The sequence below is a fragment of the Pseudomonas sp. PDM04 genome (genome assembly GCF_014851765.1).
In the GTDB taxonomy this organism is placed as follows: domain Bacteria; phylum Pseudomonadota; class Gammaproteobacteria; order Pseudomonadales; family Pseudomonadaceae; genus Aquipseudomonas.
In genome coordinates this window covers 146,730-160,000 of the sequence record NZ_JACVAI010000005.1, presented here as the reverse complement: position 1 = coordinate 160,000, position 13,271 = coordinate 146,730, and the positions used below count along the sequence as shown (strand labels likewise).

The following is a 13,271-nucleotide window of genomic DNA, read 5'->3' as shown; positions in this document are numbered from 1 at the left end:
GTCGCCGGTCCCCGGCCTTGCCTGCCGCGATTTGAAAAGAAATCCATGATTATCGACCTCTACGGATTCGGCCCGGCGCTCGCCGCCGGTGCGCTGATGACTGTGAAACTGGCGCTCTCGGCCCTGTGCCTGGGACTGGTGCTGGGTTTGCTCGGCGCCCTGGCCAAGACTTCCCCGTACAAGCCGCTGCAATGGCTTGGCGGCACCTATTCGACACTGGTTCGCGGCATCCCGGAATTGCTCTGGGTGCTGCTGATCTACTTCGGCACGGTCAACCTGATGCGTGCCCTGGGCGAGTTCTTCGGCAAGCCCGACCTTGAACTCAATGCCTTCGCCGCCGGCGTGATTGCGCTGGGGCTGTGCTTCGGCGCCTACGCCACGGAAGTGTTCCGCGGCGCCATCCTCGCCATTCCCAAGGGCCATCGTGAGGCCGGCGTGGCCCTGGGCCTGTCGAAGTGGCGGATCTTCACCCGGTTGATCATGCCGCAGATGTGGCGCATCGCCCTGCCCGGCCTGGGCAACCTGTTCATGATCCTGATGAAGGACACCGCGCTGGTGTCGGTGATCGGCCTGGAAGAAATCATGCGCCACGCGCAGATCGGCGTGACCGTCTCCAAGCAGCCGTTCACCTTCTATATGGTGGCGGCGTTCATGTACCTGGGCTTGACCGTTCTGGCCATGACCGGCATGTACTTCATGGAAAAACGCGCCGCTCGCGGCTTCGCCAGGAGCACCCAATGAACTGGGAAGTCATCATCAAGTGGCTGCCGAAACTGGCCCAGGGCGCCACACTGACCCTGGAACTGGTCGCCATCGCCGTGATCGCCGGTCTGCTGCTGGCGATTCCATTGGGCATCGCACGCTCGTCGCGCCTGTGGTGGGTGCGGGCATTTCCCTACGGCTACATCTTCTTTTTCCGAGGCACGCCGCTGCTGGTTCAACTGTTCCTGGTCTACTACGGCCTGGCGCAGTTCGATGCGGTCCGCAACAGCGTGTTGTGGCCGTACCTGCGCGATCCGTTCTGGTGCGCCACGGTCACCATGACCCTGCACACCGCCGCCTATATCGCTGAGATCCTGCGCGGTGCAATCCAGGCCATTCCACCGGGCGAGATCGAAGCCGCGCGGGCGCTGGGCATGTCCCGGAACAAGGCGCTGTTCTACATCATCCTGCCCCGTGCCGCGCGCATCGGCCTGCCGGCCTACAGCAACGAAGTGATCCTGATGCTCAAGGCCAGCGCCCTGGCCAGCACGGTGACCCTGCTGGAGCTGACCGGCATGGCCCGCACCATCATCGCCCGGACGTATTTGCCGGTGGAAATCTTCTTCGCCGCCGGCATGTTCTACCTGCTGATGGCTTACGTGCTGGTGCGCGGCTTCAAGCTGCTGGAGCGCTGGTTGCGCGTCGATGCCTGCCAGGGGCGTTGATGCCGGTGTGCTGACGGGCGAGGCCCTGCTCGCCCGATTCCAGGCGCTGGACGCATTCCTGATCGAACACCAGGCGCTGTGGAAACCTCGACCGTTTACTCATCTGCACCTTCCCTGGGAAGCGTCCTACCCCGAGCTGGCTTCATGGCTACGCAGCCGCTCGCTGGAAGACGCGGAAAACGCACATAACCAACCGGCGCTGCTGGATGCGCCGGAGCCGTTTGCCTCATTGGCGGCGCGGTCTGTTGCATTGAGCGCGGTAGGACCATTGCCCGCGCATGCACTGGAAGCCGCCGGGCACCGGTTGAACGTCGACGTGCCGGGGCGCAAGTGGCAACAGATCGAAGCGTTTGCCAGCCGCCTATCGTTCGCCAGGTCGCCCACGCACTGGCTGGACTGGTGTTCCGGCAAGGGTCACCTGGGACGACGGCTGCTGCAGACCGACCAGCAACTCACCTGCCTTGAACACGACCCGGCGCTGGTGGCGGCCGGCCAGGCGCTCAGCCTGCGTCATCAGTTGCCGGCGCAGCATGTCGAGCAGGATGTGCTGGCGCCCGATGCCACCTCATTACTGAGCTCCGTACACACGCCCGTGGCCCTGCACGCCTGTGGCGACTTGCACGTGCGCCTGATCCAGCTCGCCAGCGCCGCAGGCTGCAAGCAAATGGCCGTCGCGCCGTGTTGCTACAACCGGATCGATCTGACGCACTATCAGCCGGTTTCCTCGGTGGCGGCTCGCTCCAAGCTACAGCTGAGTCTCGACGACCTGTCTCTGCCGATGAGTGAAACCGTTACGGCGGGCGCTCGCGTGCGACGCCAGCGCGACCTCTCAATGGCCCGGCGTCTGGCATTCGACCTGTTGCAACGGCAACTGCGAGGCGTCGATGAGTACCTGCCCACGCCGTCGCTGCCCAGCGCCTGGCTGGACAAACCCTTTGCCGACTATTGCCATCATTTGGCCGCGCTCAAGGAGTTATCCACAATCGGTACGCAGGACTGGTCAGCCCTCGAGGCGGCTGGATGGCAGCGGCTGGCAGAAGTGCGCAATCTGGAGCTACTTCGCGGACTTTTCCGACGCCCACTAGAGCTTTGGCTGGTGCTAGATCGAGCACTATTCCTCACCGAGCAGGGCTACACCCTTCGCCTCGGCACCTTCTGCGAAACAGCGCTGACGCCGCGTAATTTACTGATGCTCGCGGAGCGCGATCAAGCCGTCGCAGCCTGTGGATAACTCTGTTGATGAAATATCATGGATCCAATATTTACAGCTGTTTCAGGCTTGAAACCAATTTGTTCAATTTTCGTACACAGGTAGAAAAAACCACAAAAACAGGTATTTGCGGCCAAATGAGAACGGATCCACATTTTTGCGCCGCGTCAAGTGCATCAGGCAGCCCGTTGTGCATAAGCGTTAAGCCAAAACAACATAAACACCCGGAAAATCCTCGACTATCTTTGCCAGGCGTCAGAATTCTCTGACCTCAGGGACCAGCAAGGAGCTAAGCAATCATGAGCACATTGAACAGTGCGCAGGAAGCCGTCGATACCGTCGCCAATCAAGCCATTTACGCGGCGCTGCAACAGACCTTCGCCGTGGGCGGCGCCATCATCAACAACGCAACCGGCGAGCTCATCGCCGCTTTGCACAACAACGTGCTGATGCCTTTTCCCGGCAACGCCACCACCTGGTTTCTGCCCCACGACCCGACCGCCCATGGCGAACGACAATTGGTGGACTGGTATTACAAGAATGCGGTGCGCCTGAACCTGCCCGCACCCGATCAGTTGACCGTGGTCACCACGCTGGACCCCTGCGCCATGTGCGCCGGTTCGCTGCTGACCGCCGGATTCAACGTCGCCGTCAGCGCGATCGATGACTACGCCGGCATCAACTACAACAGCCAGTTCAACTTTCCGTCATTGCCACCGACAATCCGCCAGCAAGCCCAGGGCACCTGGGCTTACTACGCCGTTGCGGCGCCGGTGAGCCGCCCCTACCAAGGCTCGACCCGCCCGGTGTTCGGCGGCGAGAGCATCGACTCGGCGGCGTATTTCCTCTGCAGCTCGATCTTCTCCGCCAGCGTCAACACCGTACGCGACGCCAGCAACAACAGCGGCCTGCCACCGGAGCAACTGCAAAACCCGGCCACCCTGCCCGCCAACAGCAAAGTGCGCCAGGCACTCACCGCGCTCAGCCCGTTCGCCCTGACCGTGCAATCGGCCAACCCCCGCGACCCGGGCGTAGAACTCGCCGCGCCCCTGCTGAAAACGGCGCAGCAAAGCCGGGTGTTCAATGCGGTCGCGCTGATCGACCCCTTCGGCAACCTGCTGGCGTGCCTGGGCGGTGCGGAAGACCAGTCGCCGATTCGTACCGCTTTCATGGAAACCACCCGCAACTACGCCGTCATGCGCTGGACCCTGATGAATGACCCCGACCCGGCCGTCCGCGCCGAAGCCGGGCACTACCTGACCCACCCCAAATACGGCACCTTCGTCTTCCTCTACGCCCCCGACCCGACCACGCCGCAAGCCGTCATGACCTTCGGCGCCTACGGCTCCACCATGGAAGGCCCGGTGCCACAGAGCTACCCGTCCAACCTGCAATACGTGCTGCTACCGGGCAACACCACGGCCCAGGCACTCTCGACCCTGGCCCAGAACCTGCCGCCGTTCTACACCCAAAGCGTCCAGGTCGCCCCCGCCCAGGTCCTGAGCCAGGACCTGATCAACGCCGTCCGAAACGGCGTATAACCCCACCCCGCCCAGCCCCGTGGAAGCGTCTGCGGGGCGGGTCTGGCGAGCGCGTAAAAATAGTCTGAATTCAGGGGTTTACAGAACCAACCCAATCGCTATAATCGTCGCCCTAACACGCCGGTATAGCTCAGTTGGTAGAGCAACTGACTTGTAATCAGTAGGTCCCGGGTTCGACTCCTGGTGCCGGCACCATCCAAGGTTCCAGAGAAGGCTTTCAAAATCTCTAGAACCCCAGAAAAACCCGCCTTCTGGCGGGTTTTTTCGTTTTGGCGTTCCGTCGGATTCCGCCAAAATCTTATGGATACCAGCCGTTTTAAGGATAAAGATAGGGGTAAGGTCATTCGATAAAGGGAGGAGTACCCTTATGTCGCGCACCACTGCTCCACTCTCCGACTCGGCTTGCCGTTCAGCCAAGCCCACCGACCGCGCCTACAAGCTTTTCGACGGTGACGGCCTCTACCTTTTAGTCCAACCCAATGGCCGCAAAGGCTGGCGTTTCAGGTATGTAAAACCTGATGGACGTGAAGGACTGACCTCGTTTGGCAACTACCCCGTGGTCGGCCTCGCCGATGCGCGCAAGAGGCGCCTGGAGGTCAAGCGCATGCTGGCGGAAGGCATCGACCCCATCGAGTCCAAACACCAAGCCAAGACGCAAGCCACAATCCGAGGCCGAACCTTTGAGAGCGCAGCCTTGGACTGGCACAAAGCGATGTCTGCCAAATGGGCTCCAGGCCATGCCAAGACGGTCCTGAGCCGTCTAAAAACCCATGTTTTTCCACTGATCGGTGATCGCGCTATTGTCGACCTAGACACTCACGACTTGATGCAACCTCTGGAAGCAATCCAGAAGCGCGGCACGATTGACGTCGCCTTAAGGGTACAAAACTACCTGCAAAGCATCATGCGCGAGGCGAAACGTGCTCGACAGATCGCGGCAAACCCTGCCTCCGATCTTGAAGGTTTGATCAAAGCCCCGAGGGTAGTTCACCGCCCAGCTTTACCCTTATCGCGTCTGCCCGAATTGCAGGAGCGCATCGACACCTACAAAGGACGAACGCTGACTCGGCTGACAGTCATGCTCTCGCTACATGTGTTTGTCCGCTCCAGCGAACTACGCTTCGCCCGCTGGAGCGAGTTCGACCTCAAGCGCGGCACCTGGGAGATACCGGACACTCGACCCGCGTTGGACGGAGTACCCTTTTCAACAAGAGGTACGAAGATGGCCGGGGACATCCACCTTGTACCCTTATCGCCGCAAGCCGTGACCCTGCTTGAACAGATCCGCACCCTCACCGGCGAATTCGACCTGGTATTTGCAGGCGATGCCAACCCGTCGAAACCGATGTCTGAAAACACGGTGAACAGCGCGCTTCGAAATATGGGTTACGACACCAAAACCGAAATCTGTGGCCATGGCTTCCGCTCGATGGCCTGCAGCGCACTGATCGAGTCAGGATTGTGGTCGGAGACAGCCATTGAACGGCAGATGAGCCACAAAGAACGCAACAACGTCCGCGCTGCTTACATCCACAAGGCCGAATTCATTGAGGAGCGCAGATTGATCATGAACTGGTGGAGCCGGTACCTTGAGACGAATCGACAGGAGCATGTCACCCCCCACGAATTCGCGAACCAGACCGGACCGAACGTCACTCGCTTAAAAGCAAAACGTGGCGCAACTGAGTAAGCGCTCGGTCTTTATATCTCAGTGATCCTCTTGTCCACGCGGGTCCATCCAAACAGGGCTGCAAAGCCGCCCTGTTTGGATGGACCTCACTTAAAAAATCTAAAGCCCACGCAACTGTCTGTGGAAAACCACGGATTTCCACCGGTGGATAATTTCATCCACAGCCGCAGAACTCCCGAAAATTCGAGTCTTGACCCGAATTATCCACAGGCGTAGAAAAGATCGGGCAAAGCGCTGTCGTTGACAGCAACCCAGGTAGCCAGAACCTTTAAGGCTAAGCCACACCGTGGTGGTTCTCCCAAAGTGCGATTAGCGTCCGGCGGCTCGCACGGTCACAGCGATGTGATGGATGCCTACTTCTACCAGAGTGCCACTGCGGCAACTCATACCCTTTTATAGCTGCCCTGCAGCAACCTATTCGCTTGGCCATTTCATTGCGCCAACCCGCGCCCGTCTCTTTCTCCCGGAAAGAGACGGGCGCTCCTACCGCTGCTGCAGCCCAACTCGTACAAGGCTTTGCGGCATTCCCCCTTGTGACAATCGGCGTGACAAACACCGAGGTCACCAGCAACAGCAATGCAGATGATGGTGCCGCAGCCCAAGGAATGGGTTGCACCTGACTGACAGTCAGGCATGCCCCGGTCATCTCATCACTGCCTTCACCCGACTCAGGATCTCGCGGCGCTGATCTCGTCAGCCAGTGCAGCCTCCACCCGCCCACTTCTTCGGAAGTGCTCAGGAGGTCAGATCATGAGATGCCCAAGCTCCCGGTCGTAAGGAGCCGCAAGTCCCGCGTTAGTGGACAACCCTCACAGGTCGCAGGGGCCTTGATCCCTGATAACACTCAACATTCTTGGCGGGATGACGTGGGGAAAATCTTCAACGTTTTGACTTCGAGAGGAGTTTGATCATGGCGTTGGTCGGTAAACGGGATGGGCGCAATTTTGGGTATGGACGACAGCTGAGCTACGCCGGGCCGCAAGCGTTGAAAGACATGTTCGGCGGTGGGCATTACGGGACTGTCAAAGCACACACCGATCGCTGGCAAGCGTTTGTGCGCTGGTGTCGGTCCGAAGATGGGCCGGGATTCAACGATGCGAGGAAAATCGACCGGCAGACCTTGCTGGACTACGCCGGGTATCTGCGCCAGCAAGTTGAACATGGTGAGCTTGCCATCGCGACTGCGCAAAACCGATTGTCCAGCGTCAACCGAACCTTGGCAGCGCTGCGTGGTGATCAGTATGTAAGGGTGGCGAGTCCGAGCAAGGCGCTTGGGAAGCAGCGCACCAGCGTCCGCACCATGCCGCCGCAAGGCCAGGACCGCGATCACGTAAAACGTATCGTCAACATCCTATCCGAACATCTGCAGCCGCGCGCCGCGGCCATCGCTCAGCTGGCGCGAGCAACCGGCATGCGCTTGCGAGAGGCCATTTTGGCTGATCTTCCTCGACTGCGAAGGGAAGCCGAACGATACGACAAGATCAACATTCAAGATGGCACCAAAGGTGGCCGCTCAGGTGCGTCGGCGTCTCGTTGGATCTGGGTGGATAACCATATTCGTGAAGCGCTCAAGTACGCAGAGCAGGTCTCTCCCGTCGGAAGCGGCAACTTACTTGCACCGAACGAAAGCTACCTAGACTTTCACCAGCGAATCATCCGCCCTGCACGGGACATCCTTCACGCGTACAACCTCAAGGGATTCCACGAATTGCGTGCGGCCTACGCATGCGAACGGTATGAGCAGATTACAAACCAACTTGCGCCAATCAAAGGAGGTAGTTGCTACCAGCTCGACCAACACCTCGATCAGGAGGCACGCGCACAAATCAGCTATGAGCTGGGGCACGGTCGTATCGACGTAGTTTCGGCTTACATCGGTGGCCGAGCATGAGCAAGCCATTCGATATGGAGGTATTCCTCGCGGGAGTCATGAGCGGATCGCAAACGACACGTCAGCGCCACCTACACCAAGCAAAAGCCATCCAAGCAGCTATAGCTGTGCGCTGGAACCGAGACAATCCATGGACGTGGCAAAGAAAGCATGTGCTATGGTTTTTGTGCAGGAAAATACGACATCGAGCCGCGTCCACGCGTTATTACTATAAGCTGACTGCAGAGTTAATTGCTATGCGATTAAGTAAAAAATGGAGATTTGACACATGAAAGAAACAACGCGAGCTAGGGTCGCCGCCATAGTCGGCGCTGCCAAAAATCAGAAAAAAATAAGTTCTATTTACGACTATTCGACTTCATGCCATAGGAATATTTCAGCTAGCATTTCAAACGGAAAAGTTGAAGGGTATGACTATACAACATCTAGCTTCTTTTCTGGAAGCAGCAACAACTCACTAGACTTCTATGACTACAACAATTCAAAACATGTAAATCTCAAAATGAACGGAAAGAAATTTGATGGCTATGACTACGACACAAAAAAATATTTTAGCGGAACCATAAATGGAAAAAATATTTCTCTGTACGATTACGATACTGGAACACACTACAACTACAGCATTTAAACGTTAAGAATTAACTAAAAGCGTCACCAATTAAATATGCATCTGAACTTCATTAGCACTGCCTGACTTATCCAGATTTCCAGATAGTATCAGGCACTGCCTTCCAGCACCGGAAGCTAATCTAGATTTTTTACGTTCTCATGGCCGAACCAGTCCTTCGCTTTTTCAACAACTGCGTCAGATGGCGAGTGATAAAATAAAGCCAAATTTGATTTTGCACGGGTACAGCATACGTAGAGAATTTTACGCGTCCTATTCACCACACTTTCTTTATCCATACGATCAGTAAACAAATAATCAAAGTTATAGGAGTTCCACCGCCCATTATTCAGAACAACCAGAACATCAGGAAATTCTCGACCTTTGGTTTTATGCTGAGTAGAGAATGGTGTGAATCCTTCAAGATATTCAAATAATTTCTGAAATTGAGAGAATGGGAGCGCAGCCACTTGGTTATAAATATAACGTTTCGACTCGATAAATGATTGAAGGCGATCGTCAACCCTAACAAGGCCATTTACATTTGCCTCATCGATAACTTGCTGTACTGTTTTATCATCGATTTTCGATAAATTGACAATCCTCTCCTTCAGTCTAACTTTATCACTCTTAGATGTGACCGCATGCTCAGTTACGCGAAGAAACTCATTAAAATTTCCATCCAAGTAAAGCTGGACATTTTTTTGTATTTTAAATAAATGTTTTATCAGGTCATCTCTATTACCACCGCCACGCCCCAGCTCACTTCGATCAGATTTCTGATCGTCTATAAGCTGGTCTTTGTCAATATATAAAGAAGCCAGCTCACCATATGGGAAATCTAGCGCTCGATCATATATAGCTTGGTGTTCTGTAATATATATGGCCATGCCGTCTGTGGGATCAACTTCTTTTAAGGCTTTACCTGTCTTTTGATACTTCAACTCGGCCAATACTTCTCCGAACGATTTTCCCTCGGAGTTAAAAGCAGGCTCCTTTTTCTTAATATAACTTTTGATCCGACGGACATACTCTAAAATCTTATCGCCATCATAAATCCTCATCAACTCACTAAACCCTGCTTTGGCAGCGATAAGGTTATGAGTGAGATTGAGTTCCTTAGCGCCTGATGACTCGGAGAACTCCCAACCCAAATATTCTTTTACAATATTAACGTCATCATTGGATGAATATAGAAATTGTATATGACCATCTTTTACACCCCCACCGCTGGTCATATTGGGAGCATTTAAATCTTTAGAAGGAACTTGGAAAAGCCCATCATTCCTAAGTTTGTTTGCCAAATCGATTACATTTTTTGGATTTCTTCGATTTTCTTCTTTCTTTATTTCTCTAACCTGCCCAACCCCCTCCCCTTTGTAAGCATCTAAATCACCAATGCCTTCATCATAAATTGCCTGCATTGCATCGCCAAAAAAACCAATAACATTTGGATCGCCAACTCTAGTCAACTGCGTAAGAAGTATATCTACAACTTCCGCCTGAGTATCTTGATACTCATCCACCATGATATATGGATAACAATCTTTCAGTATTCGGCATAGTTTGTCGTATCTTTTAAACATCTCGTTAGCAAGTACAATAACTTCATCATGTGAAATTACCCCCTCCCTAAATTTTACGTACTCCTTATACCTAACATCCCCCTCAATAGCATCTAACTTTTCTGGCTCGCCGTTGCCATCTAAAACTTTAAAACCTAATATTTCGTCATCATTAATCAGCGCTAACAAAACCTCCTTTAGTTCTACTTGAAAATGTTTTATTACTCCCCAGAGAAAGTCATGAATCGTAGAAACGTGCAGATTTGGATGGCTGGCTCTGCCCTCAATCTCCCGCACCGCGGCGTTAGTGTAGGTAATACACGCTACGCGTGCCAAAGGCTTGAGGGTAACCAGATTCGTTATAACTTCTACCAAAGAGTAGGTTTTACCACTTCCAGCACCGCCACTCAGTAAAAAACTCTTACCCTCACAGATAGTATCAAGAATCTTTTTCGCCTCGTCACTAACCTCCTCTAAGTTCTTCATTTGCGCAACCATCCCAGGCCCTCTTGGATATAGTGAGGAGTCTTCCAATTGGAAAAGTCAGATTTTTTATCAGGTATACTATTAAGCAAGATTTCAATCGCTAACGAAGGCTTTTTGCCAACTGCCTTCTCTGCAAACTCAAATGCATCGCACTCGCCATTTATATATTTGTTGAACCACTTAGGCGTTAGAGATGGAAATTTTTCAGAGTCAGTTCCAAGTAGTGCTTTGTTTAGCGAAAAGAATGCATCTTCGAAGCTTCTTCCATGATAGCCATCGTCTTTAGTTTGATATGCTAGAAAAATACAGCCATCGACATCGACCTTCCATTCGCCTCCGACTTTAGATAAAGCCTTACCTTCAATATTAAGGGAGGTAAAGTAGCCCAAATCCTCTCTGACCTTGCCGTGATAAAATATTAACGATCCATTAGCTGTATGGTCTGCCGCGGGGTCATCAGGACGACATTTTATAGTCTCTATTTTCTGAGTGCCTTTTTTGTATAGCTGGGGAGTAACTCCATCCTTTTCAAAAAGCAATTCTTTAATCCCGCTATCTATATCAGTCAAAATTAAAGCTTTAATACCAATAAAATGGATAAACTTTTCAAAAATTTGAGCATGTGCTCCTACCTCCACAATTGAAATATTCTGTGAAAGTAGAGGTATAGCGCCAGCATCAGGAGTCTCTTGATCAAACTTTCTCATCATTGCTGGCAGAAGAATTTTCTCAGTATCACCCTCAATAAGTATTGCTTTATCAGCAAAAAATAGCTCGGCGCGGTTCAACGTAAGATATTGCTTAAGGAATTTGTAGTGGAGTTCAGCCTGGGCATTGTCATTCACATCATCGGACGAATACTCCGACTTGAGCGCCTTAAGATTTTTTGCGTCCACACTGTTAGCAAGAGGTGACTTCCTCAAATACTTGATATCGTCGAAGTCACACTCTGCCACGATATGAGATGAGTGAGTGCTGATAATCGTTTGAAGATGAATCTCCACTCCATCTTCTCTCATCCTGCTTTCTTTCAACAGGGACTTTATATTCTTTATAAACGTATATTGCATCTGAGGATGTGTATGCGCTTCCGGCTCCTCAATAAAAAGTAAATTAATCGCAGCAGGATTTTCTTTACTAGATCTCCGAAAAGAAGTCATCAGCATTTCTATTTCAAAAATCATGCTGATTAGATTCATATAGCCAAGCCCATTAAAGTGCTCTGGAAGATCATGGGTATCGTGGGTATACATCACAGTTGTATTTCCATCCAACAGTTCTCGATGCTGCAGGGTGGATGCAATCTTAATATGCGTCTCGGACAATCTAGATCCGCCAAACTTTGCAACTTTCCCCAACAATCCAGAAAACATATCCTGATATATTTCGCTCAGCTCCTTATCAGTCGAACGCAGTTGCTTCTTAAAGCCCTCGACAGCCTCTTGCTGCTCTTGGTTCTCAGATGTCTTTTTGTATATGATTGCAGTCTGAGAAGAGAGTGTTTTATCATTATCTTTATTCGTAACACTCCGCTTCGCACCGATAGATCTAAATGAAATAACATCAGCCAAACTAATATTTTCTTTAGTCAAGTCTGTGAACACATCCGGATCACTATAGGAAAAACTTTTCTTCCTGACTTGATCAAAGTAAATATGCTGATTTTCCTTAAGAAACAAACTCGAATCGTTGTCATATTTTTCTTTTACATCATTGTAATCATTCCGCATCGCCGTTAACTGCGGATAGCTAACCAGATACTCAAACCCAAGCACTATATGATTATCATCAGGATCCAAGCTCATTATTAACTGGCTTACTGGTGACAAATTATCGATACCATCGTACTCAATATATAACTTCAACGTTATACCCAAGGGGGTATAGGCATTCTCTGGACCTATCGGGTCAGCCCCACTCACCAATTTAATTAAGGCTGCTTTTAAATCGACGTTGAAATCGTCAAAAACAATTTGACGCTTTTCAGAAGAATTTATAAACTTCTCTAATGCAGAGAGCAGCGAAGTCTTTCCGCTATTATTTTTACCCAACACCAGAGAAAGATTGCTCTCAAGGTCAAGAGAGAACTTCTTCAGCAAGCGAAAATTATTAACTTCGATCCTTACTACTTTCATAAACCTATCCTTGTATTAAAATAAATTGCCCCGCAATTAGATATCAGACACATCTAGTCCCTGACATAAAACAGTCAGTTAGCAATCAACAAAATTAGAGCTATCGATGTGTAAGAGGCTGATATTAATGAGCTTAATCGCTTAAGCGGATTATTTGCATCCATGCTAATCAAGCCTCGCCGCTGCTAAGGGTTACATGACCCAAGGAGCTGGCCACTTGCCAGACAGTAGCTAAAGCTTGGTCTACCTTGCAAGCAGCTAGCAAAGGCGCAGCTGGCATCGCACTCTTCGAGTGAGAGAGATGTTCTAGATCTCAGGATAAATTTAGAGGTAGAAATTTCAGAAACATTATAAATATCAAATAAAAACAATAAATTAGATTTATATTCGACTCCTGGTGCCGCATCATAAAAAACAAAGCCCCTGCAGAAATGTAGGGGCTTTGTTGTATCTGGAACGTCCACTTTTTGTCCACACACTGAAACCCGTGGGAGCGAGCCTGCTCGCGATGAGGCCGTCAGACCCAACGACTATCTAGTGACCAGGCGGCACGTCGATCGATACGCGCGCGGTGGAAGAATTTGCTGCTCTCGAACTCGTGGTGTAGATCCATTACGGGTTTTCCTTGGTGTGGGTACAGGCTCAAAACCGAAGCATTTGTGGGTAAATGTTGTGTTAAACGCTATCACCACTGCGCGCAGCCCCCCAACTTTAGTCAG

At 51.8% G+C, this 13,271-nt stretch carries 9 protein-coding genes and 1 tRNA gene; 8 read left to right on the top strand and 2 right to left on the bottom strand.

Annotated elements, in window-relative coordinates; all coding sequences use genetic code 11:
• Nucleotides 1-45: 45 nt before the first annotated feature.
• The 8 genes from IB249_RS20365 (at nucleotide 46) to IB249_RS20330 (ending at nucleotide 8,387) form a co-directional block, all read left to right on the top strand.
• Nucleotides 46-741 (top strand): ABC transporter permease, encoded by a 696-nt coding sequence (locus IB249_RS20365; protein ID WP_192307511.1) that lies wholly within the window; start codon nucleotides 46-48, stop codon nucleotides 739-741.
• Entirely contained in the window at nucleotides 738-1,427 is a 690-nt protein-coding gene (locus IB249_RS20360) for an ABC transporter permease (protein WP_192307510.1), read from the top strand. The genes IB249_RS20365 and IB249_RS20360 overlap by 4 nt, the downstream gene beginning before the upstream one ends.
• Entirely contained in the window at nucleotides 1,408-2,658 is a 1,251-nt protein-coding gene (locus IB249_RS20355; protein WP_192307509.1) for a methyltransferase, read from the top strand. The genes IB249_RS20360 and IB249_RS20355 overlap by 20 nt, the downstream gene beginning before the upstream one ends.
• A 278-nt stretch (nucleotides 2,659-2,936) precedes the next feature.
• Nucleotides 2,937-4,178 carry a nucleoside deaminase gene (locus IB249_RS20350; RefSeq protein WP_192307508.1) on the top strand — a complete coding sequence of 414 codons (1,242 nt, stop codon included), beginning with the start codon at nucleotides 2,937-2,939 and terminating at the stop codon, nucleotides 4,176-4,178.
• A 119-nt stretch (nucleotides 4,179-4,297) separates the two neighbouring features.
• Nucleotides 4,298-4,373 (top strand) — tRNA-Thr (locus IB249_RS20345).
• Nucleotides 4,374-4,545: 172 nt separating this feature from the next.
• Nucleotides 4,546-5,868 carry a tyrosine-type recombinase/integrase gene (locus IB249_RS20340; RefSeq protein ID WP_192307507.1) on the top strand — a complete coding sequence of 441 codons (1,323 nt, stop codon included), beginning with the start codon at nucleotides 4,546-4,548 and terminating at the stop codon, nucleotides 5,866-5,868.
• A 910-nt stretch (nucleotides 5,869-6,778) separates the two neighbouring features.
• Nucleotides 6,779-7,759, top strand: a complete 981-nt coding sequence (locus IB249_RS20335; protein ID WP_192307506.1) for an integrase domain-containing protein — start codon at nucleotides 6,779-6,781, stop codon at nucleotides 7,757-7,759.
• Between the two features lie 268 nt (nucleotides 7,760-8,027).
• Nucleotides 8,028-8,387 (top strand): hypothetical protein, encoded by a 360-nt coding sequence (locus IB249_RS20330; protein ID WP_007897491.1) that lies wholly within the window; start codon nucleotides 8,028-8,030, stop codon nucleotides 8,385-8,387.
• A gap of 116 nt (nucleotides 8,388-8,503) precedes the next feature.
• Here IB249_RS20330 and IB249_RS20325 read toward each other — a convergent pair whose 3' ends face one another.
• Nucleotides 8,504-10,417 carry an ATP-dependent helicase gene (locus tag IB249_RS20325; RefSeq protein ID WP_225607125.1) on the bottom strand — a complete coding sequence of 638 codons (1,914 nt, stop codon included), beginning with the start codon at nucleotides 10,415-10,417 and terminating at the stop codon, nucleotides 8,504-8,506.
• On the bottom strand, nucleotides 10,414-12,552 hold the full coding sequence (locus IB249_RS20320) for an ATP-dependent nuclease (protein WP_192307504.1): 2,139 nt from the start codon (nucleotides 12,550-12,552) through the stop codon (nucleotides 10,414-10,416). Before IB249_RS20320 ends, IB249_RS20325 begins: the two co-directional genes overlap by 4 nt.
• Nucleotides 12,553-13,271: the final 719 nt, after the last annotated feature.

Bases quoted from the DNA above. Each gene is read 5' to 3' on its own strand.
- IB249_RS20365 (WP_192307511.1), top strand. From the start codon at position 46: ATGATTATCGACCTCTACGGATTCGGCCCGGCGCTCGCCGCCGGTGCG.
- IB249_RS20360 (WP_192307510.1), top strand. From the start codon at position 738: ATGAACTGGGAAGTCATCATCAAGTGGCTGCCGAAACTGGCCCAGGGC.
- IB249_RS20355 (WP_192307509.1), top strand. From the start codon at position 1,408: ATGCCTGCCAGGGGCGTTGATGCCGGTGTGCTGACGGGCGAGGCCCTG.
- IB249_RS20350 (WP_192307508.1), top strand. From the start codon at position 2,937: ATGAGCACATTGAACAGTGCGCAGGAAGCCGTCGATACCGTCGCCAAT.
- IB249_RS20340 (WP_192307507.1), top strand. From the start codon at position 4,546: ATGTCGCGCACCACTGCTCCACTCTCCGACTCGGCTTGCCGTTCAGCC.
- IB249_RS20335 (WP_192307506.1), top strand. From the start codon at position 6,779: ATGGCGTTGGTCGGTAAACGGGATGGGCGCAATTTTGGGTATGGACGA.
- IB249_RS20330 (WP_007897491.1), top strand. From the start codon at position 8,028: ATGAAAGAAACAACGCGAGCTAGGGTCGCCGCCATAGTCGGCGCTGCC.
- IB249_RS20325 (WP_225607125.1), bottom strand. From the start codon at position 10,417: ATGAAGAACTTAGAGGAGGTTAGTGACGAGGCGAAAAAGATTCTTGAT.
- IB249_RS20320 (WP_192307504.1), bottom strand. From the start codon at position 12,552: ATGAAAGTAGTAAGGATCGAAGTTAATAATTTTCGCTTGCTGAAGAAG.